At 48.2% G+C, this 24,845-nt stretch carries 26 protein-coding genes and 1 pseudogene; 12 read left to right on the forward strand and 15 right to left on the reverse strand.

From position 1 onward, the window contains the following. Both RT018_RS12875 and RT018_RS12880 read right to left on the reverse strand, forming a co-directional pair. The coding region (locus RT018_RS12875) for a GLUG motif-containing protein (protein WP_397360314.1) at nt 1-1,353 on the reverse strand (1,353 nt) is incomplete at its 3' end. Between the two features lie 174 nt (nt 1,354-1,527). Next, on the reverse strand, nt 1,528-2,337 hold the full coding sequence (locus tag RT018_RS12880) for a response regulator (RefSeq protein WP_312942607.1): 810 nt from the start codon (nt 2,335-2,337) through the stop codon (nt 1,528-1,530). 348 nt (nt 2,338-2,685) lie between these two features. Between RT018_RS12880 and RT018_RS12885 the strand changes: the two genes are divergently transcribed. Next, entirely contained in the window at nt 2,686-2,838 is a 153-nt protein-coding gene (locus RT018_RS12885) for a hypothetical protein (protein ID WP_312942610.1), read from the forward strand. Nucleotides 2,839-4,055: 1,217 nt separating this feature from the next. Here the strand turns inward: RT018_RS12885 and RT018_RS12890 are convergent. The 5 genes from RT018_RS12890 to RT018_RS12910 form a co-directional block, all read right to left on the reverse strand. Next, entirely contained in the window at nt 4,056-5,339 is a 1,284-nt protein-coding gene (locus tag RT018_RS12890; protein WP_312942611.1) for a hypothetical protein, read from the reverse strand. Nucleotides 5,340-6,071: 732 nt separating this feature from the next. Beyond that, nucleotides 6,072-6,368 (reverse strand): hypothetical protein, encoded by a 297-nt coding sequence (locus tag RT018_RS12895; RefSeq protein ID WP_312942613.1) that lies wholly within the window; start codon nt 6,366-6,368, stop codon nt 6,072-6,074. 6 nt (nt 6,369-6,374) lie between these two features. Further along, nucleotides 6,375-7,139 (reverse strand): ABC transporter permease, encoded by a 765-nt coding sequence (locus RT018_RS12900; protein WP_312942615.1) that lies wholly within the window; start codon nt 7,137-7,139, stop codon nt 6,375-6,377. Nucleotides 7,140-7,154: 15 nt separating this feature from the next. Then, complete coding sequence (locus RT018_RS12905; protein ID WP_312942616.1) at nt 7,155-7,880, reverse strand: ABC transporter permease; 726 nt, start codon at nt 7,878-7,880, stop codon at nt 7,155-7,157. After that, nucleotides 7,877-8,641: an ABC transporter ATP-binding protein gene (locus RT018_RS12910; protein ID WP_312942618.1), complete on the reverse strand. Its 765-nt coding sequence runs from the start codon at nt 8,639-8,641 to the stop codon at nt 7,877-7,879. Before RT018_RS12910 ends, RT018_RS12905 begins: the two co-directional genes overlap by 4 nt. Before the next feature lie 145 nt (nt 8,642-8,786). On the opposite strand from RT018_RS12910, the gene RT018_RS12915 reads away from it, so the two are divergent. The 3 genes from RT018_RS12915 to RT018_RS12925 all read left to right on the forward strand — a co-directional run bounded on the left by RT018_RS12915 (nt 8,787) and on the right by RT018_RS12925 (nt 13,077). Further along, the gene (locus RT018_RS12915) at nt 8,787-9,488 is read left to right on the forward strand and encodes a response regulator transcription factor (RefSeq protein ID WP_312942620.1); all 702 of its coding nucleotides are present in this window, start codon (nt 8,787-8,789) and stop codon (nt 9,486-9,488) included. Between the two features lie 4 nt (nt 9,489-9,492). Beyond that, nucleotides 9,493-10,866, forward strand: coding sequence for a HAMP domain-containing sensor histidine kinase (locus RT018_RS12920; protein ID WP_312942622.1), 1,374 nt, complete (start codon nt 9,493-9,495; stop codon nt 10,864-10,866). Nucleotides 10,867-12,669: 1,803 nt separating this feature from the next. Beyond that, the gene (locus RT018_RS12925) at nt 12,670-13,077 is read left to right on the forward strand and encodes an S-layer homology domain-containing protein (RefSeq protein WP_312942624.1); all 408 of its coding nucleotides are present in this window, start codon (nt 12,670-12,672) and stop codon (nt 13,075-13,077) included. A 624-nt stretch (nt 13,078-13,701) separates the two neighbouring features. On the opposite strand, the gene RT018_RS12930 is transcribed toward RT018_RS12925, so the two are convergent. Then, nucleotides 13,702-14,403 (reverse strand): hypothetical protein, encoded by a 702-nt coding sequence (locus tag RT018_RS12930; RefSeq protein WP_312942626.1) that lies wholly within the window; start codon nt 14,401-14,403, stop codon nt 13,702-13,704. Between the two features lie 79 nt (nt 14,404-14,482). Then, nucleotides 14,483-15,457 (reverse strand): hypothetical protein, encoded by a 975-nt coding sequence (locus RT018_RS12935; RefSeq protein WP_312942627.1) that lies wholly within the window; start codon nt 15,455-15,457, stop codon nt 14,483-14,485. A 299-nt stretch (nt 15,458-15,756) separates the two neighbouring features. Between RT018_RS12935 and RT018_RS12940 the strand changes: the two genes are divergently transcribed. The 4 genes from RT018_RS12940 (at nt 15,757) to RT018_RS12950 (ending at nt 17,080) form a co-directional block, all read left to right on the forward strand. Continuing rightward, entirely contained in the window at nt 15,757-15,909 is a 153-nt protein-coding gene (locus tag RT018_RS12940; RefSeq protein ID WP_312942629.1) for a hypothetical protein, read from the forward strand. After that, nucleotides 15,909-15,989 carry an AgrD family cyclic lactone autoinducer peptide gene (locus RT018_RS15870; RefSeq protein ID WP_397360327.1) on the forward strand — a complete coding sequence of 27 codons (81 nt, stop codon included), beginning with the start codon at nt 15,909-15,911 and terminating at the stop codon, nt 15,987-15,989. The genes RT018_RS12940 and RT018_RS15870 overlap by 1 nt, the downstream gene beginning before the upstream one ends. A gap of 160 nt (nt 15,990-16,149) precedes the next feature. Then, nucleotides 16,150-16,578 (forward strand): hypothetical protein, encoded by a 429-nt coding sequence (locus RT018_RS12945; RefSeq protein WP_312942632.1) that lies wholly within the window; start codon nt 16,150-16,152, stop codon nt 16,576-16,578. 64 nt (nt 16,579-16,642) lie between these two features. Continuing rightward, nucleotides 16,643-17,080: a hypothetical protein gene (locus RT018_RS12950; RefSeq protein WP_312942634.1), complete on the forward strand. Its 438-nt coding sequence runs from the start codon at nt 16,643-16,645 to the stop codon at nt 17,078-17,080. 444 nt (nt 17,081-17,524) lie between these two features. Here the strand turns inward: RT018_RS12950 and RT018_RS12955 are convergent. The 4 genes and pseudogenes from RT018_RS12955 to RT018_RS12970 all read right to left on the reverse strand — a co-directional run. Then, nucleotides 17,525-17,731: pseudogene (locus RT018_RS12955) on the reverse strand (transposase); the annotation flags it as partial. A gap of 591 nt (nt 17,732-18,322) precedes the next feature. Next, nucleotides 18,323-19,060 carry a GNAT family N-acetyltransferase gene (locus tag RT018_RS12960; protein WP_312942636.1) on the reverse strand — a complete coding sequence of 246 codons (738 nt, stop codon included), beginning with the start codon at nt 19,058-19,060 and terminating at the stop codon, nt 18,323-18,325. 137 nt (nt 19,061-19,197) lie between these two features. Next, nucleotides 19,198-19,623: a hypothetical protein gene (locus RT018_RS12965; protein ID WP_312942638.1), complete on the reverse strand. Its 426-nt coding sequence runs from the start codon at nt 19,621-19,623 to the stop codon at nt 19,198-19,200. Beyond that, complete coding sequence (locus RT018_RS12970) at nt 19,584-19,829, reverse strand: AbrB/MazE/SpoVT family DNA-binding domain-containing protein (protein ID WP_294853180.1); 246 nt, start codon at nt 19,827-19,829, stop codon at nt 19,584-19,586. The genes RT018_RS12965 and RT018_RS12970 overlap by 40 nt, the downstream gene beginning before the upstream one ends. Before the next feature lie 201 nt (nt 19,830-20,030). On the opposite strand from RT018_RS12970, the gene RT018_RS12975 reads away from it, so the two are divergent. Together RT018_RS12975 and RT018_RS12980 are read left to right on the forward strand one after the other, a co-directional pair. Next, nucleotides 20,031-20,615, forward strand: a complete 585-nt coding sequence (locus RT018_RS12975; RefSeq protein ID WP_312942641.1) for a spore maturation protein A — start codon at nt 20,031-20,033, stop codon at nt 20,613-20,615. Then, nucleotides 20,612-21,133 (forward strand): nucleoside recognition domain-containing protein, encoded by a 522-nt coding sequence (locus RT018_RS12980; protein WP_312942643.1) that lies wholly within the window; start codon nt 20,612-20,614, stop codon nt 21,131-21,133. The genes RT018_RS12975 and RT018_RS12980 overlap by 4 nt, the downstream gene beginning before the upstream one ends. 69 nt (nt 21,134-21,202) lie before the next feature. Here RT018_RS12980 and cdd read toward each other — a convergent pair whose 3' ends face one another. Next, on the reverse strand, nt 21,203-21,592 hold the full coding sequence (gene cdd, locus RT018_RS12985) for a cytidine deaminase (protein ID WP_312942645.1): 390 nt from the start codon (nt 21,590-21,592) through the stop codon (nt 21,203-21,205). A gap of 21 nt (nt 21,593-21,613) precedes the next feature. Then, on the reverse strand, nt 21,614-22,846 hold the full coding sequence (locus RT018_RS12990; RefSeq protein ID WP_312942647.1) for a polysaccharide deacetylase family protein: 1,233 nt from the start codon (nt 22,844-22,846) through the stop codon (nt 21,614-21,616). A gap of 298 nt (nt 22,847-23,144) precedes the next feature. Between RT018_RS12990 and nifS the strand changes: the two genes are divergently transcribed. Both nifS and nifU read left to right on the forward strand, forming a co-directional pair. Beyond that, nucleotides 23,145-24,335 (forward strand): cysteine desulfurase NifS, encoded by a 1,191-nt coding sequence (gene nifS / locus RT018_RS12995; RefSeq protein ID WP_312942649.1) that lies wholly within the window; start codon nt 23,145-23,147, stop codon nt 24,333-24,335. Nucleotides 24,336-24,356: 21 nt separating this feature from the next. Continuing rightward, the gene (gene nifU, locus RT018_RS13000; RefSeq protein WP_312942651.1) at nt 24,357-24,794 is read left to right on the forward strand and encodes a Fe-S cluster assembly scaffold protein NifU; all 438 of its coding nucleotides are present in this window, start codon (nt 24,357-24,359) and stop codon (nt 24,792-24,794) included. The last annotated feature ends 51 nt before the right edge of the window (nt 24,795-24,845 follow it).

Here is a 24,845-nt window from a genome sequence, read left to right on the forward strand (position 1 = left end):
AAGCGTCGAGACCCACGGCGCACTCAAAACCGGAAAACCGTTATTCTCGCTGGTAACAGTCCATGTGTCGTAGGAAGACTCATTTTTATATTCTTTGACCCATGCGTTAAGGGCATTCTGGAGCGTTACATGATCACCCGTCACAACCGTATCATCGGAATTATCCACCCAAATTATATTGCCGTCCGACGTTGCAACGTACCCGCATCCGGTGCTTGTTCCATAGCCAGTCGCGTCCAGCTTGCTGCATATATCGCTCGTTTTCAGCCAATAGCAGTACCGGACATAACCGGCATAGCGATGACCCACGATGCCGCCAATATGAGTACTATCTCCGCTTACATCTCCGGCATTATAGTTGTTGTTGAGCGTACCTGAATGGCAATAGCCCACAATGCCGCCTGCACTCCCATGATCATAGGATGAACCCGCGTAGATATCGCCGGTATTGTAGTTATTATTGATTGTGCTTAACTTACTATATCCTGTAATACCGCCGATATAATAACTTCCTTGGACTTTTCCGGTGTTATAGTTATTGCTAACCGTACACGAATTGTTATATCCCACAATACCGCCGGTCGATCTGCCTCCCCTTACATTCCCGGTATTATAGCTGTTGCTGATCGTACCTTCGTGGTTACAATTTCCCACAATGCCGCCAATATTCGTAGTGTCGCCGCCAACGAAGACGCTGTTCGAGCAATTCGTGATCGTTCCGACGTTGTAACCGGCGATGCCGCCCACATATTTGTCTCCATAGATAACGGTGCCGTTCGAGCAGTTTGTGATGGTTCCGTCATTATTACCGGCGATGCCGCTCACATAATTGCTTCCACGAAGATTACCGCTTCCGATTTCAAGATTTTTAATGGTTCCTTTTTCCCCGACATATCCGAACAGTCCATGATAGTCGTCGTATGTTGAAATGTACAGGCCCCTTATCGTATTACCATTGCCGTCGAAGGTACCGGAAAAAATATGGCTTTCATTTCCGATCGGCGTCCACGGATCGAGCGTGCCGTCTCCCGTATATGTGCCGTCGGAATTAAAGGTAAATCCGGGATTCACATCCAGATTGCCGGCAAGCTGAAAGGTGACGCCTGCAGCGGTATTGCCAGCATTGACATATGCAGCCAGCCGGTGCAGTTCATCCGTGCTGCTGATGGTGTAAATGCCGGACTCCGGTGCCGCGCCGCCGTTTGTTACCACGGCTGTGTATAAATTTTCCATGGTATTTGCAGAAGCGTCTGTTTCATCCGCCTTCGCCGGCAACGTCAGCTGCGGCATCAGCGTGATCAGGATGCACAAGCTCAATGCCAGAGAAAAAATTCGATTCCCCACTTGTTTCATTGAAATCCTCCGTTCTGTTTTTACATTTGAAATATTGTCGTCTTTCCACAGTAAGATCGGAATCATGACAATATCTACAATTATCCGACATTTTCAATATACTCTCCCAACCGCAACAGAAGTGTAACAAAAAAAGGTCCGGCGGCAACAAGTATTTTTGTTGCCGTCGGACCTTTAATCCTGCTTTATTGATTGTTGTTTAAAATGCACTCTGCCCGCCGTAAATTCCGCCCAGCTGTAGTTCGCCATATACTCTCCGACAAAGGTATTCATGGCCGACACGTCGCCGTTTAAAAAACGGTAATAGTCGCAGTCAAATTGAGAGATGTCTACTGCTATGAAATTCCGCCTTTTCACAACCATTCCGGGGATACCCGCTCGCTGCAGAGTCTTGAGAAGGTCGGAAATATGTACCCGGAGCTGATTTTGCAAAGAGCGGCCGTATTGCTGGTTTTCATACAGTACGGCCGCCAGCTCCGCCATCGTCAGCCCCGCCCCGCGCCTGTCCACAAGATAAGCCAGAAGCTCTTTTGTGCGGCTCCGTCTGAATTTCAGCGGCTCGCCGTCCACAAAGATCTCAAAATTTCCAAATGTCTGGACCCGGATGCGCTGTTTTTCCTCCGGTATGGGATTCCGCAGGTTTTCCAGTTCCTCCCTAATTCTCTCCACACAGACCGGCTTTGTAATATATCCGCTGGCGCGGAGGGAAAAGGCGTTCTGAGCATACTCGGAAAATCCCGTTACAAAAATGAGGTTGATTTTTGGAAACGCTTTTTTGAAGCACAGCGCCAGTTCAATCCCATTCATATCGTACATTTCAATGTCGAGAAAAGCCACGTCCGGCCGAAAGCCGTTTTCTATTTCCGCCAAAGCCGCTTGCGGGCTGGTAAAGCCTTTGATTCCCGCCTCCGGCAAGACTTTTTTCAGTTTTAAAAGCAGGTTTTCCAGCGCAAGTCTTTCATCGTCAACCGCAATCAGGTTCATCTGCAATCTCCTTTGGTATTGATATGGCAACCGTCGTGCCGCTGCCGGTTTGACTCTGGATTTCCAGCGTTCCGCGGCACATCCGCGCAAGGCGCTCGCGCGCGTTGCGGATGCCGATATGGCTGTCGCCGTCTTGATATGTGCCTTCCGGGTCGAATCCAACGCCGTGCCGTACTGCGTTTGCACATCTGCTCTATGGCAGTCAGTGTGTTGTAGCGAAAATGGGACTTGGTCTGCGTCTGCATCGGTGCCGTTTCCGTCTTCTTAACCTGGTCGGAAGCCGCCTGATATCGCCGGCGAATTTGCAGGCCTTCCAATTGCGGTTGCCTGGCGTGCTCTGTTAAACTGATGGAAAAGATGATGGAGATGACGACCATCGTAATCAGGGATGACGGCAGATGGTATGGCAAAAAGCTGATCCGCATCAGCCCTTCGCAGATGACCATTGCCATTGCACATAATACGATTGTTAAAATCAATCCACTGACAAACACTCGCTGATCCTTATGCTCCTCCCGATTCAATCTCAAAGAGACATACAAAATGAACGATGGGACTGCGATTGTTAAAAGATGTCCGTAGCGATGTACTGTAACTCTGGCTATAAGGCAAATAGGGTAATCTATGAGACACGCTGCTATAAAGAGCAACAGGCACCGGTAATAGCGCTTGCTATAAAAATGATTGAAATAATAAATAGCAGCCCGATTTCGATGGATGGGTTCATGATAACATAAGCGTGTTCCGGTATCATGATATTATAGATTCCATAGCTGATACCCTGGTAAATGCCGCGCAGCAAAGCGCACATTGAAAAAGCAAGACCGGTCTTATTTTAGTATCCTCAAGGTAGGAAAGGTTGACATTCTTTGTGACATCTTTGTTTTTTGATGTAAGGTTAAAATAATATAAACTGGACAAAACAAAGGCCAGCACCAGAAAACACAGACCGATGTTTATGAATAAACCTTTCATTTATCCCACCCCTATACAAATCGCTTTCAAATAATACCATAAAACAAATGGTTTAGCTCATTTTTATTTAAAAATTTTATACCATTTGCAGGCCATGAAGTACTATATTCCATTACAGTTAGTTTGATAGAATCCATGCTGGAAAAGACCACTACTGTCGGCGTACTGGCAACTGCAAACGAGGGTGTGCGTTCTCTGCGCAAGATGATCACATATGGGTTGAAAGGTGGGCTGTGGAAAAGGACATTTCTGACGGCTCCAATCCCATGGGAGCCATCACCCGCCAGTGGATGGCGACGATTCTCCAGCGCTTTAACCAGAACGTGGCGAAGTAAGCGGGAGGCGAACAAAAAGCCGATTAAAGCAAGCGAAGGGGCCGGCGTATGACGGTCCCTTCGCTTGCTCCAGTAACTCCAGTTAGCTACTCTCATCAATAGAATTTGTTTTCTGGGCTAGGGCAAGCACAGATAAATCGATATTGTTTAACCATCGCAACTTGTACTTTATAGATTGGTTTTGTCTAGTGCTGTAGAATGAATCTTAAGATTTTTTCAACAATCTTTACATATTGCATATACGCAAATTTTATATTGATACATTCAGGGTCTCCCAATAAATCCATAGATTCACGCTTGCTTTTAATCCATCGTTTTGTCAAATACGTTTAAAAAGAGAAAGCTGATAGGCTTTCTCTTTTTGTATCCTACGTTTTATTGATTACTTACAATCCCAATTACCGGCCCTCATCGCTGGTCGCTAATCGAAGCGGTGCTGTTATTGGCGGAAAGATCCGCCAGAGGATCATACGGAGAGCCTGCCGGCGTGCCGACAAGCAAGGCAATATCAACTGCGTTCTCCGGGCTGCCCCATGAATTGCCCGCAAATACAAAGATAGCTCCGTCCACGACCCATCCGCGCGTATTGTATACAACGTTGTTGATGATGAATCCTGTCGAATTGGGATTGAGATAAGCGGGCTGGCGCAAGGAATAGAAAGTGCAGTCAATCACAATCAAATCCGTTACATTTCCCTGGGTCACAAAGCCCCGGTTAACGACCCAGCCGGACGAAGGCCCTGCCTGAGGCGGCCCGTAAATCAAATTGTTGATCAGCCTGTGATCTGATCCCGCCAGCTGGATAAACTCCACAGCATAGGGATTGTCGCTGGTGATTGTCAGACCTTCCATTGTTATGCCGGTTCCTGTGATTAAAAAGGCAATCACCGCCGCCTGCAGTTCCACCACGGCATCGGGTGATCCTTTCAGGGTCACCCCGTCTTTATTGACAGTCATTTGGGAGGTGATTGGGTAGGTTCCGCCAAGAATATGCACCGTCCCCGTCTCAGAAACGGCTGTAATCCCTTCTTGGATCGTGCCAAAAGGATTCGCCTGACTTCCATCTCCTCCGACCGCGCCTGCTTGGACGTAAATATCATACGGGCTGAGAGGCACTGTACCGGTCGGTCCGGTCGGTCCGGTCGGTCCGGTCGGCCCCGTGTCGCCCGTTGGCCCGGTCGGCCCCATGTCGCCCGTTGGCCCCGTTGGCCCGGTTGGCCCCGTGTCGCCCGTCGGTCCCCCGCTAGGTCCCGTCGGTCCCGTCGGCCCGGTTGGGCCTACCTCAGGGACGTCGTCTTCAACGACAACAAGAGTTGCGATAACAGGGACAGTAGACGCATAGAAAAAAGTGCCTGTACTGGCGTTGAGCAGTGACGCGGTTACGGGAGCGGTGGTAACTTCAATAATACCGATGCCTACGGTTTCCCCGGTTTTTACCGGCGAATTCCCCTCCAATGAATCGCCCTGCGACGTAGCGAATGAGAAAGCTATTCCGTTTGTTAATTGACTTGTTTGTGTTGCAACCCACCAATTGATTACATATCGTCCCGCCTCGTTGAACGTAATTACACCTGTTGCGGTGTTATAACTGACATTTCCCGCGGAATAAATAATATTATCAAATATAACGTTGCTGCCGGCGGCCACTGTACCTAAGGCTAAACGTTCTATTTGTAAAGCAATGTTGCTCAAAACATATTCCTCCACTTTATATTCTACTGAATCCGTATATTATAAAAGCGTTTGCGGTTTGGCGTGCTGCCTTCGCTGATTCCGTTGCGTGATTTTACTCTTCCAGACACGCTGCCGCAGTACATTATATGATTTGACCCGGTACATGTTAACGAGTTCTCCTCTGACTGAATAGCAAGGTTTCGGGAGTATATACGAGGTTTTTCTAGGATAGTTAATTTGGGAAATAATAAAAATGCCGAAATGCCTGAAAACAAGGGCACTAAAAAAGTCCGCATCTCATAGGAGAGGCGGACTTTTTCACATATATTTGGTAAAATAGACGCAGGGAATGAAAAGTGATAAGTGGCTGTGTTGCGAAGCAACGGACAGAAGCAGCTATCCTTATCTCCGTATTCTGGTCTATATGATATTATTGTCCTCAAAGATCATATACTGAGACGCATAAAGGACAATATAGATTTCAGCTTTATAAATCCCATGCTCCGCAAACGATATTGCGAATATTTCTGACGTCCAACCAAAGAGCCGGAAATGCTGTTCAAGCTTCTGTTCGAACAGTAAAAAAACAGAAATGCGTATCTGAACTATGTGTTCAGCAAGGTGAAATTTAAACGCTGTCCCACGCAGGAGCAGTGCTTGTAAGATATATGTATCCATAAGCATTTTCCTTTCACTTGCTTGATATCAACTATAAAAGGAAAGTTTAAAGGTTCCATAAAAATTGCCGACTTATTGCAGGAAGTTCAGGAACAAGGCGAGAACGACAATTCCGGCCATTAGCAATACCCAGAATGTGCTGATTATCGTTGAAGCAATATTCACAATGCTCCGGCTCTCGTGGTTCCGCGCACAGGCGATGGAAAGACAAAGGCCCACAAGAACAAAAACAATGTTGGCACCCGCCCAAATGCTACGTACTCCGTCCGGCAAAGTGATTTTTAACAAAACTGGGATTAGTGTTGCCAGCGGCAGGAAACTTATAATCAGTGCGGTCGCGCTTACTTTTTGTAGTTTCTTATTTTCCATATCAATTTACCTCATTTCTTTTTTCCCAAATTGGGTGACCGCCAGCGTCAAAACCAACACAAAGGCTAAGCCGGCGCAGGGCAGGAATGGCATCAGCTCAAAGGTTGTACCTGCGGTGTTGGTTGTAAATTCATGCAGTGAACAGGATACCAAATAGCCGCTATAGCAATAAGGATAGACAATCCAAAGCGGCGTGTTTGCGACCAGAACACCGGGAATCACAAGCAGCAGGTTCAAACCAACAGAAAGCAACGGCTTTTCAAACAGCACCGTAACAGCCCACATCGTAGCAACACAAGGCAGCATAGTAAGAAACAGTCCCACGCACCACTTGAGCAGGTAGAGGACAGGCAGCGTTTCCGTAATTCCCATTATGCTTGTCGCAATGAATCCAGCAGCAACGAATACCGCGATGAACACCACCATTTCCATCAAAAGATAAAACATCAGCACACAAAACTTTGCCAGAGAAAGTGCATACCGGCTGACCGGCAGAGCCAGCATTTTTAAGACACCATTGTTCTGTGTTTCCCTCCCTGCAATCATGATGCAAACAACGACCATGCTCAGTGGAAGCAGATAATAAGCGTAGACCAAGGCGCTTTGAATAAACATGGCTGGCCACGCATTGGTATATTCCGGCGTGAAATAGCTGCTCAAATTTGCAATCCCGGATGCTACCACCAATAACGGGGCAACGAAAATCAAGGGGACAATTTTTGAGCGTTTTACTTTCATAAATTCAACTTTAAGCAGTTCTAAAAAACTCATTTATATCCCTCCTCCTTATTCATAGCGCAGATGCTTTGCCATCCACAGCCCTGCCCCGAGGAAAAGAATGGTTTCCACCAAAGAAACAAGGATCACGGTGCTATCCGGCTGCGCACTCATGGCAACTGCAGGTTTCAACATCACAACAAAGGGGTGGATCATCAGCAAAACAACTTTCGAGTTTGCCAAGGCCATCCCACTTAAAAATCCCGCAACTCCGATACCGAGAGGAATCCACATGTTTTCAAAGCGGGAAGAAATCAAAACCATAAAGGACAACACCGGCATGGCGGTAATGAACGAATAGGCGGCAAACCGCACCAGCGTGCCGAGTTCAAAGGTACCGTGCGGCAGTTCGGTCATGCCGATTTTCATCAGAGCCAGATTTTGAATTGCTACTGCTACCAGAAGCAGGACAGTCAAAATCAGGAATTTGCATAGGTACATCCCCGGAACGCTCATCGGTAGCATATATATCTTCTTGATGGCATTCCCCTTAAACTCCATGTTGTAGACCATGCAGGCAACGACGATGATGCCAAACATATTTAATATCATGATCATACCGTAGAGCTGGGTTAGCAAAACATCCATCGGGGCCAGCGGCAGGTTCAGCAGGGTATCTTTCCGCACAAGGAAATTGACAAAGGCGTATGCGGCTCCCAGAACGCCAACCGCCAGCAGCACAGGAATTACTCCTGTTCGCTTTTCTTTCCGCAGTTCGATTGCAAGCGCACTCATAGCTGCGCCTTCTGCTTTCTGGCTGCATTGTCCTTTTCTATCATGGAAAGGAACATTTCTTCCAAATTGTCCGAGGCAAAACCGGCCTGTAGCGCACTCTGCCGCAGCTCATCCAAGCTACCCTCGAATAGCAGGCGTCCATGATTTAGAATGCCAATATCGTCCGCCATCAGTTCGATTTCCGATAGCATATGGGAGGAAATGAGAACGGTGCAATCGTAAAGCTCCGGCAGGGATTTTATCAAATTGCGAATTTCGTGGATGCCGGAAGGATCAAGACCGTTGGTCGGTTCGTCCAAGATGAGGATGGGTGGCCTGCCAAGCAGTGCCCCGGCAAGCCCCAGCCGCTGTTTCATACCCAGCGAATATTTTTTTGCCAGTCGGTCGCCAAACTCAGTGAGGCCAACCAATTCCAATGCATCCTCTACTGCGCTTTCCGGCAGCTTCAAAATACGGCGGATGATATCAAGGTTTTCACGCCCGGTTAGATTTGCATAGAACGAGGGCGATTCGATAAAGGAGCCGATCTTCTTTAAAATGGCCATCCGGTCATTAGGAAAGTGTTTCCCATCAATAGTAAAGCTGCCTTTTGTAGGAGCCGTCAATCCCAGCAACATTTTCATGGTAGTAGATTTTCCGGCACCATTCGGCCCAAGGAAACCGTAAATGCTTCCTTTTTGAATATGGAGCGAAACGTAGTTGACAGCGGTAAAATTTATATATTTTTTTGTCAACTGTTCCGTTGTAATCATGTCATTCATATGAACATCTCCTTTCGACATATTTAATGGTACAATGCCAACCTGACATCTACATTCTCGCGTCCTTACTTTTACCTTACTTTTTGCGGAACATCACACAAAACGGACACGCTTTGGTATAATAGATACAGTTGGAGGTAAAGGCATGGATCAGACATTTTTACACACAAAAAAGCTCCTGCTTGTTGATGACGAGCCAGAGCTGCTTAAAATGGTAACCGCCATTTTAAAGGATGACGGTTTTGAAAATATTGTATTAGCCGCTTCCGTGAAAGAAGGCACCGCAGTTGCCAAAAGTGAAAAACCTGATTTAGCAATCTTGGATGTCATGCTGCCGGATGGAGACGGGTTTTCCCTGATGGAGCAAATACGCTCTTTTACAGATGTGCCAATTATTTTTTTGACTGCGAAGGACGAGGCTACGGATAAATTGGCCGGTCTTGGATTGGGAGCCGATGATTACATCGTAAAGCCCTTTATGCCACAGGAATTGCTGCTGCGCGTTTATGCCGTTTTGCGCCGCTGCTATAAAGAGAATGGGAAGCTCCTGAAGTTGGACGGGTGTACGGTTGATTTTAGCCGCGCCGAAGTTCATAGAGCCGGTGGGGTACTTCCTCTGACGGCAAAGGAACACACCCTGCTGGAGACCCTTGCGCACAATGAGGGCAAAATTGTTTCCCTAGATTCGCTTTGCGAATCACTTTGGGGTGACAATCCTTTCGGATATGAAAACAGCTTGAATGCCCATGTGCGACGTATTCGTGAAAAAATTGAAACAGATCCGTCAAATCCGGTTTCCCTGATTACAATCAAAGGGCTGGGCTATAAGCTGAACATAAGGAAGTGACGCCATGAAAGCATTTGGAAAATATATTTCGAAGCATCTGGCATCCTTTGCCGCTTTTATCCTTGTGTTGGTGCTGCTCAATGTACTGGCTTTTGGGGTTACGTTTCAGAGTGTTATTAGAAACGACTACGGAGATACCTCGCCACAAAATATGTTGGAGGAAATCGCCGCCGCTTCGACGGTAGAGGGTGTATCGGACGATGCTCGTCAAAAACTGGAGAGCGCTCATATTTGGGCCATGCTCCTGAACCCGTACGGGAAACGTATATGGGCCGTCGATACACCAGAAGACATTCCCGAAAAATACACCATTCAGGATGTTGCGCTCTTTTCCAAAGGATACTTAAAGGATTATCCCGTGTTTGTCTGGAACACCGAAGATGGCCTGCTGGTATTAGGCTATCTGAAAGACAGTTATACCAAGCTTACCAGCAACTATTTCTCTATCCATGCAATTCAAACGCTTCCACTCTATATTACTGGAATGCTGGCAGTCGATTTTTTATTTTTGTTTTTGGCCTATTTCTTTTCCAAAAGAAAAATTATTCGAAACACAGAACCGATTATTGATGCGATTGAGACTCTTTCAGACGGTAAGCCGGTATCATTGTCTATCGATGGTGATTTATCGGAGGTTGCGGGAAGCATTAACAAAGCATCCCGTATTTTAAGCAGGCAAAATGAAGCAAGAGCCAACTGGATTAGTGGCGTTTCCCATGATATACGGACGCCCCTTTCCATGATTTTAGGATACGCTGAACGCATTGCAGACAATAAAACAATAAGCAGCTCAGTAAAGGAGCAGGCTGAAATCGTGCGGCAGCAAAGCATCAAAATTAAAGAATTGGTGCAGGATTTGAACTTGGTTTCTCAGTTGGAATATGAAATGCAGCCAATACAAAAAGCGTCGGTGCGGTTATCCAAACTTCTGCGGTCATATGCGGTGGAGCTGTTGAACGGCGGGCTTTCTGACAACTATTCGGTGGATGTTGAAATCAAGCCCTTTGCTGAAAATGCCCTGCTGGAATGTGACTCCCGCTTGATTGTGCGTGCAATCAATAATTTGGTACAAAACAGTATCAAGCACAATCCGCAGGGTTGTGAAATTATGCTTGCTCTTGATTGTTCCGTAACGACGATTACCCTTACAGTTGCGGACGACGGCGTTGGGCTTTCCCCTGAAAAGCTGCGGGAGCTGGAAGAAAAGCCCCATTACATGGAAAGTACGGACGAGCGGTTGAACCTGCGGCACGGTCTGGGTATTTTATTGGTGCGGCAGATTGTGGAAGCACATGGCGGTACAATGAAGATAGAAAATACGGAGGTACACGGTTATAAAACGGTGCTGTGCTTTCCTAAGCAATCCAATCAAAGCTAATAGATGTACGGTTAACATAAACGTATTTTTAAGACAAAAGGAGTAATTTACAGTGCGTATCCGATACGTCTGCTGGAAGAAGGTGACATTGGAAGCTTTCGCAAAATGGCAAGGCTGAAGTATCCGCATAATGCAGACACTCCAGCCTTGCCTTTCTCAGAACAGTCGAATTTTTAAAATGGTACAGATTGATCTGCTATGATTGCTAATTAATTATGCGGCCTAGGGAGCCAAATGCAAGATATCTCTAGTTAAGCTCTGCATTATGCTATCTGCGTGATAACAAGGTGTGCTGAAACAGGACGTGTACCTCCAGCTTGAGGAGTGATGGTCAGAGCAGTTGAATTACCAGCTGGATTTCGCACAGTGAGCAAAGAATTTACGACTGTTGTTGTTACAAGAGCGATACCTACGATTTGCGAAGTGCCTGTTGCTCTTCCGACCACTGTATATGCTAAATCTGCACCATTGAGCGTCAAAATTAATTGGCCTGCTTCGTCCACACTCACTTGAAATAAGATTTGATACGTGCCAATTACAGACAAATTGAATGAGCTGGGGCCTGTACGGACAATAGTAGGGCCACTTGTAGGTCCATCTTGTGGAAAACTAACATCCGTGGCAGGTGCAACGGTTGCTGCATTATCGGGGGGCATAAGTGCATAGAAATCCGCAAAACTTAAAACACCTCCAGTAGCACCCGTGGCTCCCGTGGGCCCGGTAACGCCCGCAGTACCAGTCGGTCCGGCAGGCCCGGTGGGTCCGGTAGGTCCTTGCGCACCGGTGGGCCCAGCTTCGCCGGCAGGACCTTGCGCACCGGTGGGACCAGCTTCGCCCTGCGCACCGACAGGACCTTGTGCACCGGTGGGGCCGGTGGGACCAATGAGGCCCTGTGTCCCGGCGGCACCAGTAGGACCAGTCGGGTCGGTTACACCTGTGGCGCCTGTACCACCCGTATCACCCGTGGCACCTGTTGCGCCCGTATTACCCGTATCACCCGTGGCACCCGTAGCACCTGTGGCGCCTGTCGGTCCTTCCATACATTTACAACAGCAGCACCCATAGATTCTCTGTGGGGGGTATCTGTTCATTGTGCAATCATCAGAGCCTTTATTATTGCTCTGTTCCTTGCACGGATAATAATTAGAAGCCATAATTTTTCCCTTTCAAAAAATTGGAGGGATTAGCTCCAATTCATTATATGTTAATCAATATCGGTCGTTCCTCTAAGCGAGGAACGGCTGCTGCTTGAAAGGGAAAAGCCTTGCGGCGAGGGCAACACACTTGATAGAAGTGGATATCCTGTCACCTGCGAATATAGCCAAAGCATACGACAGTATGTTACGCACATGTATATTTAAATGGCGCAAGCACAGGGGACTCAGATCAAGACATGGGCTTTGGCGGTAACGAAGATGCCACCGCATATGATGGCACAGAAACAATGAAATTTACAGCATCTGGCCCAGGCACATATTCATTTGATATTTACTCCTTTGACACCGAGACTACCAAGTATTTTCAGATCACCGTTACCGCTGCTGCTACCGCGCCGACGGTCACGGCCACAGGCACGAATCCGACATTCACACCGAGTAGTGTGGATTGATTCAACACGGTCACAGCTGCCACCAACGATGACGGGCAGACGTTTGCCGGTGCGACTCTGACCGTCGCCAACGTATCGGACGCAACGGAATACCTTAACGTGGGCAGCACGGGCATTGCGCTTACCGACGGCACGAGCGCAATTTCATTTGGGCCAGGCATCTCAACCTCACGTGGAATGATTGTCACGATCCTGTGGCGACTGAAGAACAAACCAGAAGTTGCTGCCACAAGTATATCTTTTCAGATGTTTCCGAGGACCGATACTGCGCCAAGGCAGTGGCATGGGCAGGGACAAACGGTATCGTATTGGGCTATGACACCGACACCTACCACCCTGGCAACTCCATTACCCGTGGACAGCTGGCGGCGATTCTCTACCGCTATGCAAAATATAAGGGCTACGACGTAACGAAGGCCAACGACCTGTCCGCGTTTACCAATTACGCAGATATATCTGCCTATGCGCTTCCTGCCGTGAAATGGGGCGTCGAGGAGGGGATTATTTCAGGAACAAATGCTGTGCTTTCACCCAATGAAAAAGCAACAAGGGCACAGGTAGCGGTCATTCTCATGAGATTTGTTGGAATCGTGGACGGTTAAGTTGGCATGACGGGATTCTCCAACTGACTGGTGCGCAAAACAGGAGGGGACGGCAATAAAGCCGTCTCCTCCTTGCTTTGTACTGATATGCCGTGTTGTTTCTATGTGACGAAAGTTTTTGCTCCACAACTGTCGGCGGACAACTGGTCATAGATAAATGCGGCACTATATGTGTCACCTGATTACTTTTTAGTCAGCAAAGCGTTGGAGTAGAATGATTGAAGACTTAACACAACCACCTTGGTAAGGATTCGGCCCGGGGACCTCATCCTTACCAAGTGATTGGAAGGCTTCAGCTCATGGCGATGCAACGCTTTTTAGCCGTTCTTGCTCCAATTGGATGAGGTCTTTGGCCCTCTTTATTCCGTTGTCTCCGCCCACTCATTTTCCCGTGTCTGTCAATGTGTGGGTCAAGGCAGTTTCCAGAGTCCAATATCTGCGCCGCAATAAACAAAGACAAAGTTTGAAATGCAGTTTGTCGCCGCACACTTGCCTCCAGGGCGGCGCCCGCCCAACTTCCATCGGTAACCGTAAGCTTTATACCGCTGCTCCTCTACTCAACCATGCCTCACTGCGCTGGGTCGCGTCTGAGCAGGGGAAAAGCTGATTATTCTGCAAACCGTTTCAATGATTGCCTGTCTCGCATCCGTGGCCCCCGCGTTGGGACTCCCCGCAACATAGTGTGCGGAAGGTCCATCCCTCCGATTGACAGGCTGTGGAGAGAGCCTCGCTTATTTTTTCCAACGGGTACTCCGGAACAGCCTGTATGATAAAAATCGGATGGTCATCATCAATATGCAAGTTTAAAAGCGCAGCTTCTTTGATTGATGCAATATCAGCGTCTTTTTGAATGCCGTTTGCTAGAGCTAAATATGTGATATAAATATTTTGATAGCGGCAATCTTGATTGATCAGTTGATAAATCATCTCAAAAAACGAATCCGTCAACACGTCAAAAACAAACAGATATTGCTTGCATCGGGCGTCATGAACCTCCAGTAGCTTTCCACCCTCCGAAAACGCCATTTCTCTGATCTCTGGAATTTTATCAATCCACAAATTGGCGCCTCCGTGTGACAGATCTTTAATCAAGATCACGGAGGGACTTCCCTCAAGCAAGCGCTTAATTGTGCTGCGTGCAACCCGATAAAATTTTTCTCCGTTTTCCGTTTGCTCCAATACGGGTTCCTCGTAGAAAAACGAGGGAATCCCATAATAGCCGACGAATCCGGGCATAGCTTCATAGTCCCGAAAATTGCCCTTTGACAGCCAAAATTCATCCGACTTGGGAGGAGTCTTCTTTTTTCCACTGTGCCATAAGAACATATTCATTCTCCAATCTCAGTGATATCGATTACCCATTTACCCAGGGAAGATCCGGCGTAAGAACCAGCCACGCCAAGAATCAGTCCCCCAGCAATACCGCCAATCGCCGTACCGATTTCGGGGAGAATAGCAGTTCCAATCGCAGCCCGGCAAGCGCGCCGCCCTTTGCTCCCAGCGCGCCGCCGGCCCAGCTTCCGCAAATGCTGGTGGCAGACGTATAAGTGCTCTTTCCATCCGCACTAAAAAGCGGAAGGGATGAGTGCGCCGATATTAATTTAGAAAATTGTCGGCCGCCCTTTGTGGTCTTTGTCGCGGCGACAATCCCTGTCCAATTGCTTTGCAGTGGATCTACCCATGTAAGGGAAGGAACTGTGCCATGAACAAGTTCTTCCATAAAATTAGATCGGGCAGAATCTGTTTTTCTTCCATAAACTCCATCTTCCAGTAATTGATTGGATAAATGTAAAGCGTTGAGTTTGTTCTGCAATTGACGGATCTTTGCCGAATCGCCGCCCACAAACCACGCCAGCTTTTCGATTTTGCTGTTGGCCGAACCTGTGCTGATACCGCAGCGTTCCAGCTCGCTGACAGTGGTTTTCAGATTTTCCTCGGTTTCATCCGTGATGTAATTGTTCTCCCGTTCATTGCGCTCCAAATCCCGCTCCAGCTGATGAACAATGGATTCCAGCGCGTCCCTCAGCAGGCCATCATAATTCGGACTGCCCCAGCGGGCGCTGCTCCTTGTCGGGACATCCTGACGGAAAACAACTCGCTCCATGCGATCCAGATACTCGCTGCTGTCGATGGGATGCCCGCTTTTTCTCGCTGCTTCCCGCAGCGGAAAAAATGCTCCAGTCGGCAGCCTTCTGAATGAGATCCACTCATACAACCCTCGAACCTGCTTTGCAAGGGTGTATCGCCGGTCGGAATCGATGAAACGGAGCTGGTTTTTATGTTCTTGTAAATCGTCATAGAATTCCTCTGCCATATCACCTGCCCGACTGCTGGTTTCCCGCAGTGTTTCGGAATAGATTGTCTCCGATGTCCGCCGCATCAGTCCCCCAAAGAAAGTGGAGCGGTTCACCCTGCTCCAATAGTCTCCGCTTCCCAAGACGGCCCCGTTTTCGCCAATTCCTTCTTTACTTACAAATACGCCTCCTAAAAGTTTTCTTTATAAAAGGCGTATCAATGGAGGATATTACATATCACCGTGCAACAGTTTCAAAAAGTTTACAATAACATAAGAACACAAGGTACGCACGATATAGCTCAATTTACAGTTGACAAAAAATCCGGTTGAACATCCAGACTATGTTCTCCTTCACAAACTCGTACATTTGTGAGTTGCAAACCATGGCAAAAAGTTTGTCGCAATTCTCAATGCACATATGCGGCAGTCTGCTCTATACCATCCGCCCCATTCAAGAGGCGCTGGATTTGTTCTACGCACGGCTGATCGCGCGGATGGACGAGGATGTGGCGAAGCAGCGCGCAGCAGTTTTTTAATGGCTTTGGCCGCCGTCTTTGCAGCGGCACCCTGCAGCGCCCATTTTTATGAACCCGAGGTCCCCAGGAAACTGCGGTAAGCGCGAATTGCTTTTACAGGAAGTTCTGCACGATGCTTGCGGCTTTCCATAAAAAAAGGCGAGTCCCGTGCAGCAGGAAAGCGGAAAGCTGTTTCCGTAAAGAAGCCTCGGCAGAAAATCTTTTATAGACTTTACAAAAAAAGAGAAGAAGCGTATTGTAATGCATAAGAAATTATTAAGTTTGGCTCTGGCACTGGCGATGTGCATGTCTTTGTGTGTCCCAGCGTTTGCATTGAACTCGTCGGATTCCAAAAGCCATGATTCTTATGTGAGCCCAGAAAACAACTCACAAGAAAAGACTGACACAGAAGTTGCTGAAGAGTTTATCGCAGAACATGAGGTTGCACATGAAATTACATTTCCCGCAGATGAAATGCCTGAAAATAGAACCAACGCATTGACTATAGATTCTCCCCAATATAATGGGTCGTATAACCAAGATTATGATTCGGGCGTGGCTGTTTCTCCTAAATACAGGGAATCCACTTATCTTCTATCTCAAGAAGCTTGGCAGGTTTTTTATGGCGCAGCCTCATTTAATAAATTTGATAAAATTAATATCTATTCGCTTAAAACCTTCTGGAGATAAAACACGGATTTAATCAGGACAAGCAATAACCTTTTAATCATTCTATAAAAGGAGATTAGCATTAATGAGGATGCGATCTAGAACTTCAATTATTGCTATTTTTGTGTGTATAATTATTGTGACTATAATTGTATATGCGTTTGTACCAAAATCAATACTATCGGTTGTGGGCTTTAACTCTTCCGAAATACGTTCATGTAGCATAGTTGTTAACGGAACAACCGGACATAGTGTTGATTTTCAAGATCAACAATTAAATGCACTTTGGGAAGTTCTAGAAAATGCTGTTGTTAAACGCACCGGTTCCGATCCATCGATTCAGACTCCACTGGATGTTACAGTGTATAATCTGTATTTTGAGAGGAAGAATGGTAAATTCGTAGAAGCTGAAATCAGCAATGACGGTTATTTTTTTTATCATGGAGGAAAATATGAGATACTCGATAAGGAAAAATCTTCAATTGTGAGCTTTTTGCAGAATCAGGTTCCACTTCAATCATAAGAAGTGCTATAAACTCAGTATTTGATGTCACTGACTTTTAGCTTGCCCAAAATACATGGGGTAGTTCTTTAATCTCGCCCGACAGACGGAAGCAGAGACGGAGTAAAACCCTTCGCCCCTGTTCTTCTTGAACTCTCGACAATTCAGCCTGGTTTTCTGGACTAGTCAATGTGGCACTATATGTGTCACCTCTTGATTTTGCAGTCTGTAAAGTATTGGTGCAGAACGATTGTTTATTTAACATAACCACCTTGTTAAGGATGAGGTCGCTGGTCTGAATCCGGGTAGCAGCTCCAAAACACACCGTTTTCTATGAAAAACGGTGTGTTTTTCATAGAAAAATTATGAATTAATTTATGGTGGAAACGGTCTTCGCATCCCCGCCGTTTTGGGTAGTGTCAAGAATTATGCGCAAAAAGGTTCGCAGTCTCTGAGAGAATGGAGTTACCCGGCAATGGAGGCGTCATCAAGGACGGCCTCCAGATGCTTTATGTTCATGTACTTCTTATTGCCCCACTGGGTGCCCGCCACATGCCGCAGGGGGGCGCAGACCAGCATGAGTGCCGAGTTCCCGTCAGGAAAGCAGCCTACCACGCGGGTTCGCCTGCGGATTTCCCGGTTGAGCCTTTCAATCACGTTATTAGTGCGGATGCAGCTATATTGCTTTTTAAGGGTTTTGGGGATTTTGATGTGTCAATTCCTATGTCACCTAAATTTGATGGAATAGGATCGGAAGCGTAGAATTTGTTTATTGCCACAGCTGCGCTTTCAAATGCCACCTCAGATTTACGTGTATAGATTTTGGAGGTCAACTAAATATTAGCATGTCCCATCAATCTGGCCGCAACGTTAATGGAGACACCTGCGGCCTCAAGGTCGGTACAATACGTATGCCAAAGACAATAGGGGACTAGATCTTCAGCAACCACAGAAAGGACGATTTCTTAATTAGAATTGCGCCTGTCCAGGTGTGGGACGCTCCTGAAGGGGAGCGGCTTCTATTTTATAAACTTTATCCATGTACTTTACCGTGTACTGTATAGACTCGTTTTTATCAGGTCTGTCTAATATTTATGATGTATTTGGCTAAATTCAAAAATCAAATATTATAACATTTAAAAAATACCGAAAATCAATTTAAAAGCAATTTCACGGTACTTTTTGAACTCCACTGTATTAAGATATCATTTAATTTTGAAGTTGGGATTAAAACTATTCTAACATCGACTATACGCATAGCCCTCATACGTTCATAAGCTCGTAAGTCACATAGGGGTGTGACAAATGGTATCCTAACTTTTCGGCCAAATGAACTGAGCGCAAATCATGCGCATCCCAGCTTGGATAAATATTTCTTGAAAGGCATTCCAAAATCAATTTTGCTCCACACACCGTTGCAAGACCCTTACATCTGTACTCTGGCTTTGTGTCAATTTCAATTTCAATGCCGTTTTGATATACAGCATAGGGTGACGCTCCCGCAACCAACTTGCCATCATTGAGTATTGCCACGCCTACCGCGCACTTTTGATAGTGTGAGTAATTTTTAAACTGTGAACACAAATCGGCAGACCAGCTTTCGCTCTGGGCTAATTGGAATATTTGTTTGTCGAATAACCTAAGTTCATAGCAATTGTCGAGAGATTCTATATAGGTATTCAATTTTATTTTATCAAATACATCTGGTTCTTTTTTTATTGCATAGCGTAGTAGTTTTTTTGCTTTTTTATTAAAATAACGCTCTATCATTGTTTGCCAAGGCTCGTCTTTTGGAATCAACAATTTAGAACCACAAATAGATCTGAGCAAGTTTGCGTTAGGCATTCCTGCACAAAAGCAAAAGTCACCAATATCAATGATAGCAGCCTCCGGATTGCTTTCATCATTTACTATCATGGTTCCCATATAGCCCTGCAAGCATGACCATATTAAGGCCTCATCCCAATCATCAAATAGCGCTGCCGCACTCTCATTAACCATTTGTATTTCATCTCATTTCTACGCAACTTTAATGCAAATTGTCTTTATTTACATTATTCTAGCATCAGAAACTAAAAAAGTCATGTATGAGTTCGAATTCTCATACATGACTTTAATTTGGCGGAAGCGATTAGATTCTACCGCAGCTCCATCATCAGGTCCTCAAACCGCTCGCCAAAAAGCTTGCTATAGTGGTTAATAATATATCCTCCCAAGTTTGCATTATCGATAACACTGTAGCCTTGTGCGGTAAGACATTCATGCAGTCCATGCAATATATTGAGAAAGGCGTATTCGCAAAAAGAACGCAGACGCTGAAATTTTTTCAACATCTGCGTTCTTAATTTGCAATCAACAGTATTGCTGCGTTTCACATGCAGGTGTTGCCATAAAACAGCAAAAATCGCATAGCATGTAAAAACCCGCAGCGACAACCGCTGCGGCTTTTCCGGAAAGGCCGAGTATGGGTAAATGTATGGCCCTAAAAAGAGCAGGCAAAACAGCAGATTTAAAAGGACATTTCTTACTGCAAGTCGGTCAGCTCCCGCAGGCATTTGGGACAAATGTTTTTGCCCTTAAACTGAACAATGTCCTTGTTGCTGTCGCAGAAGATACAGCTGGGTTTGTATTTTTTGAGAATGACGGAGTTCCCTTCCACATAGATTTCCAATGCATCCTTCTCGGCGATATCAAGAGTGCGACGCATTTCGATCGGAAGCACTATGCGGCCTAATTCGTCCACCTTCCGCACAATTCCGGTTGATTTCATAATTTATCTCCTTTTCTGCGATTGTTTCAGTAATTCTTTGGCTTTCTGACAATAACATAGAATGTAATATTTTGTCAATTCCTTTTAGAAACTTTTACAAATATTCATACTTATTTCACATGTTGTGCTTACCACAAAGACATAATTTGCGCTCTTAAATACTTTATGCGGTTTGCAACGATCAGGATATGGAGGGAAGAAATGGCGATGGCAATTTTATGGACCGGCATGGTCCTGGTATCAGTCATATTCGGACTGATCAACGGACGGATGGAAGCCGTTTCCGCCGCCGCGATGGAGGGTGCGGGAAGCGCAATTCAGTTGTGCATCTCCATGGCGGGTGTGCTCTGTCTTTGGAGTGGTGTAATGGAGATAATGAATCGGTGTGGACTGTCCGCCAAGCTGGCCCGCGCGTTTCGTCCGTTTCTCAAAGCGTTGCTGCCACGCGCAAGCCGGGACGAAAAGACACTGGCAGCAGTCTCCGCCAACGTCTCCGCCAATCTTCTGGGGTTGGGAAACGCCGCCACGCCTCTGGGAATTCAGGCTGCCCGGCGGATGGCTGTGGGACAGGAGGGGGTAGCCAGCGACGAGCTGTGCCTTTTGGTGGTGCTGAACACGGCCTCCATTCAGTTAATTCCGGCCACAGTGGCCTCTGTCCGGTCCGCTGCGGGCGCCGCGATCCCGTTTGATATTTTACCCGCGGTATGGCTTGCGTCGGTATTGAGTGTGACTGCGGGACTGGCTGCGGCAAAGTTGCTAGCCTTTCTGGGCAGGAGGCGGACATGAGTCCCTCGGCCATGGTGGTTCCAGCCCTGCTGGCTGGAACGGCGCTCATCGCTCTGTGGCGGCGCGTGGACGTGTACGGCGCATTGACGGCCGGAGCGGGCGAAGGACTAAGCGTGGTTTTTCGAATTGCTCCCGCATTGGTGGGTCTGTTAACTGCCGTATCCATGTTTCGAGCTTCGGGAGCCATGGAGTGGCTGTCCGGTCTGTGCGCACCACTGCTGGAAAGGCTGGGAATCCCTCCCGAACTCACGCCGCTGATGCTGGTGCGGCCTATTTCCGGGAGCGGTGCGCTGGCGGTTGGCAGCGAGATCATGCAGGCTAATGGCCCTGACAGCTATGTAGGCCGAGTGGCGGCGGTGATGCTGGGCAGCACAGAGACAACCTTCTACACCATCGCCGTTTATTTCGGAGCAGCGGGAATTACCCGCACCAGGCACACCGTTCCTGCCGCGCTGACCGCCGATCTGGCGGGGTTTATCGCTTCGGCTTTGGCGGTGCGCATTTGTTTTGGCGCATAGAAAAACTGTCCGGCCGCCTGAAAAGGCGGCCGGACAACGTGCATGGAAAGCTGAAAATAAGAGATGCTTTTAAAGATACGACTGATCAAAGCCATGGGGCAGCAGCTCCTCCATGGTGAAGGACTGTTCCTCGCCCTTTGCGTTGAGGCAAATGACCTCCAGCTTTGGGGAAAACTCCTTCATAAACTGCCGGCACATGCCGCAGGGAACGCAGGGACCCTCACTCCTGCCCGCCACCACGATGCGCACAAAGTTCCGGCGGCCCTCGCTGATGGCTTTGCCCATGGCGGTGCGCTCCGCGCAGGTGCCCACGGGGTAGGCCGCGTTTTCAATGTTGCAGCCGGTGTATACCGTGCCGTCGGTGCACTCCAGCGCCGCCCCCACGGGAAAGTGAGAATAAGGACAGTATGCCTTGTCCAGCATCCCAATGGCTGCCGCTTTCAATTCCTCTCGCGTCATAAAAACCCCTCTTTCCAGTTGTTACTTCCAACCCACCGCCCGCTGCGGGCGGACATCGACATCCATGATGTCTTTGGCATCGTAAAATTGCAGATACCGGTCCCGTGAGTGGCGCAGAGTGGTTCCATCCGGGTGAAGCCGGTCGCAGATAACCGCGCAGATGTCCTTTTTGATATAACTGAAGCTTTCCACGCCCACGGACGCGAACACACGGAAACCCTGACTCTGAAGATACTGAAACACCGGCCCGGTTTTCGTCCAGTCGTTCCCGTCAGGACGTTCCCCGTGGGGATAGTACAAAATGGTGGTCTTTCCCACCAAACTTCCCACCTCATCAAACCATCGCTTGGTGTCGGCCTGAACCGTTTCCATAGATTTGACGCCCAAACGGATGTGCCCCCACGTGTGACTGCCGAAGGTCCAGCCCGTGCGCTTCAGTTCGGCAATGATGGGCTTTACCGCCGTGATTTCCTTTTGCCGCGCGGCTTCCTGCTCTGGCGTCCAGCTTTGGGTGTCTGTTTGAGTGCGATAACCCAAAATGCCGGAGTATCCCGTAAGAGACAGGCTGCCCTTGGCGCCGAAGGGGGAGAAATCCGGATGCTCCCGGACAAACTTGTCCAAAATTGGCAGAGCGTCCAAATCCTGTGAGATGACCTCGTTGCCCTGCGGGTCCTTGCCCTCGCTCCAAATCAGTCCGTCGTCCCCGATAATCAATTTATATGTCAGCCCGTCCTGGAGCATGTATGGATAATAGTTTACGTCGTCATAGGACAGAATTAAAGGCTTTTTTCCCTCAGGCAGATACAATGTGTTGCGGACCATCACCGGCTGTCCGCCCTCATTGGTGGTTTCCCGCCACACGTCTCCGATGTCCACCAGAATGTAACCTTTGTCATAAACGCTCTGCAGAATTTTGTTATATTCGTTCACGGTGACCATGAAATCGTCCAGACCATTTGCCTGGGCGTCGCCGTCAAAGGCAAGTTCGGGATAAGCGATGACCGGATGAAAAAACAGATGCTCCACAATGCCGTCCCACGCCACGTAAGGCACGCCGTCCACCGCGCCGCCCGCAGGTTCTACAGTGGGGTCAGATATGGAATATGGCTCTATTTGGGGAGTCTCCGGCTCGGCGGAGGAAGAATCGGAAGAGGAGCCGGAGCCGCCGGAGCCGGCACCGCTTGCGGTCTGGCCGCAGGCGACCAGAGACGCCAGCAGGCAGAGAGCCAGGAAAAGCGGCAGAATTCGACGCATGATAAATGACACCCTTTCTAAATGTTTAAAGCAGGGCCGCGCAATCCGCAGCCGCCGCTTTTTTCTCATATTCTTCAGTATATCAGGTTATCCGACAAAATAAAACACCAAAAAGTTACAAAATTGGCTGCTTCATTGGATTAGACCGCGTCAAAGACACGACAGCTTTTTCAGACCCCCAAAAGCACAGAAATATATAAAAAATTAGAAAATACCCAATTACCATACTTGACAAATAGGATAACTGTGATATATTTTAATCACAGTAAACTAATATGAATTAGGGGAGGTCCTAATAATGCGAGTATATGCGGATAACGCGGCTACCACTGCCGTGAGTGATACGGCTGTAAAGGCCATGCTGCCATGCTTTCAGGAGTTTTACGGGAATCCGTCCAGCCTGCACACCGTGGGACAGGAGGCGGCGGAGCGGCTGTCTCTGGCCCGGCAGGTATTTGCAAAAAGACTGAATTGCGACCCCAGTGAAATCACCTTTACCTCCGGCGGCAGCGAGGCCGACAATCAGGCCCTACGCTCTGCTGCGGCTGCGGGCGCGAAGAAGAATAAGCGCCACATCATCTCCACGGAATTTGAGCATCATGCCATTTTGCATACGCTGGAGCAGCTTTCAAAAGAGGGGTTTGAGATCACGCTGCTGCCCATCCCCAAGTCCGGCGTGATTTCTGCGGAGCAGGTGCGGCAGGCCATCCGCCCGGACACCTGCCTTGTGACCGTGATGTTCGCCAACAACGAAATCGGCACCATCCAGCCAGTCCCAGAAATCGGAGCAATTTGCCGGGAACTGGGCGTTCCCTTCCATACCGACGCGGTGCAGGTGGCGGGACATCTGCCCATCGACGTGCGGGCTATGAACATTGATCTTTTGAGCCTGTCGGCGCATAAGTTCCACGGGCCAAAGGGTGTAGGCGCGCTGTACGTCCGGCGCGGTGTCCTTCCCCTGATGAACGTGATTTATGGCGGCGCGCAGGAGCGGGGCAAGCGGGCCGGAACCGAGAATATTGCCGGAATTGTGGGGGCTGCAGCGGCCTTTGACGAGATTTGTGGCCATCTGGAGGAAAACGCCGCCAAGGTCACTGTCCTGCGGGACCGGCTGATTGACGGCCTAACAAAAATTCCTCACAGCATTCTCAACGGCGAGAAGGAGCACCGCCTTCCCGGCAATGTGAACCTGTGTTTTGAAGGCATTGAAGGAGAATCTCTTCTTCTTCTGCTGGATCAGAAAGGCATCTGCGCGTCTTCGGGGAGCGCCTGTACCTCCGGGTCCCTGGACCCCAGCCATGTGCTGCTGGCCCTGGGCCTGCCCCACGAAGTGGCCCACGGGTCGCTGCGGCTGAGCCTCAGCGAGTACAACACGGCGGAGGAAATCGACCACATTCTGGCCGTTACGCCGGGAATTGTGGAGTACCTTCGGAATATCTCTCCCGTGTGGGACGAGCTGGAAAAAGGCAGTTTAAAGCACGTGATTTAAGCTTGAAAGGAGCGGTTAAATATGCTGTACAGTGAAAAAGTGATGGATCACTTTCAGAATCCCCGGAATGTGGGCAAGATGGACGACGCCGACGGCGTAGGCGAGGTTGGCAACGCTAAGTGTGGTGACATCATGCGGATGTATATTAAGGTGGACAAGGACACGCAGACCATCAGCGACGTGAAATTTAACACCTTTGGTTGCGGAAGCGCCATCGCCACCAGTTCCATGGCCACGGAGATGATTATGGGCAAACCGGTGAAGGAAGCCCTGACTCTCTCCAACAAGGCTGTGGTGGAGGCGCTGGACGGGCTGCCTACCCATAAGCTGCACTGCTCCGTTTTGGCGGAACAGGCCGTGAAGGCGGCGGTGAAGGACTATTACGACAAAAATGACATCGCCTATGGCGACGAGCTGAACATCTGCGACCATGAGTGTGAACACTGCGCCGTTAAATAAACCCGCCCCAGCGTAGTATTTCAAATAACGGAAACGGGGGACCGACTTTGT

The sequence above is a fragment of the Oscillibacter sp. genome, assembly GCF_032060045.1.
Lineage (GTDB): Bacteria > Bacillota > Clostridia > Oscillospirales > Oscillospiraceae > Oscillibacter.

Coding starts and splice junctions, on each gene's coding strand:
- RT018_RS12880 (WP_312942607.1), bottom strand. CDS start 2,337: ATGAACCTGATTGCGGTTGACGATGAAAGACTTGCGCTGGAAAACCTG.
- RT018_RS12885 (WP_312942610.1), top strand. CDS start 2,686: ATGGAAAAGATGATGGAGATGACGACCATCGTAATCAGGGATGACGGC.
- RT018_RS12895 (WP_312942613.1), bottom strand. CDS start 6,368: ATGGAAAATAAGAAACTACAAAAAGTAAGCGCGACCGCACTGATTATA.
- RT018_RS12900 (WP_312942615.1), bottom strand. CDS start 7,139: ATGAGTTTTTTAGAACTGCTTAAAGTTGAATTTATGAAAGTAAAACGC.
- RT018_RS12905 (WP_312942616.1), bottom strand. CDS start 7,880: ATGAGTGCGCTTGCAATCGAACTGCGGAAAGAAAAGCGAACAGGAGTA.
- RT018_RS12910 (WP_312942618.1), bottom strand. CDS start 8,641: ATGAATGACATGATTACAACGGAACAGTTGACAAAAAAATATATAAAT.
- RT018_RS12915 (WP_312942620.1), top strand. CDS start 8,787: ATGGATCAGACATTTTTACACACAAAAAAGCTCCTGCTTGTTGATGAC.
- RT018_RS12920 (WP_312942622.1), top strand. CDS start 9,493: ATGAAAGCATTTGGAAAATATATTTCGAAGCATCTGGCATCCTTTGCC.
- RT018_RS12930 (WP_312942626.1), bottom strand. CDS start 14,403: ATGTTCTTATGGCACAGTGGAAAAAAGAAGACTCCTCCCAAGTCGGAT.
- RT018_RS12935 (WP_312942627.1), bottom strand. CDS start 15,457: ATGCGGCGGACATCGGAGACAATCTATTCCGAAACACTGCGGGAAACC.
- RT018_RS12940 (WP_312942629.1), top strand. CDS start 15,757: ATGGCAAAAAGTTTGTCGCAATTCTCAATGCACATATGCGGCAGTCTG.
- RT018_RS15870 (WP_397360327.1), top strand. CDS start 15,909: ATGGCTTTGGCCGCCGTCTTTGCAGCGGCACCCTGCAGCGCCCATTTT.
- RT018_RS12945 (WP_312942632.1), top strand. CDS start 16,150: ATGCATAAGAAATTATTAAGTTTGGCTCTGGCACTGGCGATGTGCATG.
- RT018_RS12950 (WP_312942634.1), top strand. CDS start 16,643: ATGAGGATGCGATCTAGAACTTCAATTATTGCTATTTTTGTGTGTATA.
- RT018_RS12960 (WP_312942636.1), bottom strand. CDS start 19,060: ATGGTTAATGAGAGTGCGGCAGCGCTATTTGATGATTGGGATGAGGCC.
- RT018_RS12970 (WP_294853180.1), bottom strand. CDS start 19,829: ATGAAATCAACCGGAATTGTGCGGAAGGTGGACGAATTAGGCCGCATA.
- RT018_RS12975 (WP_312942641.1), top strand. CDS start 20,031: ATGGCGATGGCAATTTTATGGACCGGCATGGTCCTGGTATCAGTCATA.
- RT018_RS12980 (WP_312942643.1), top strand. CDS start 20,612: ATGAGTCCCTCGGCCATGGTGGTTCCAGCCCTGCTGGCTGGAACGGCG.
- cdd (WP_312942645.1), bottom strand. CDS start 21,592: ATGACGCGAGAGGAATTGAAAGCGGCAGCCATTGGGATGCTGGACAAG.
- RT018_RS12990 (WP_312942647.1), bottom strand. CDS start 22,846: ATGCGTCGAATTCTGCCGCTTTTCCTGGCTCTCTGCCTGCTGGCGTCT.
- nifS (WP_312942649.1), top strand. CDS start 23,145: ATGCGAGTATATGCGGATAACGCGGCTACCACTGCCGTGAGTGATACG.
- nifU (WP_312942651.1), top strand. CDS start 24,357: ATGCTGTACAGTGAAAAAGTGATGGATCACTTTCAGAATCCCCGGAAT.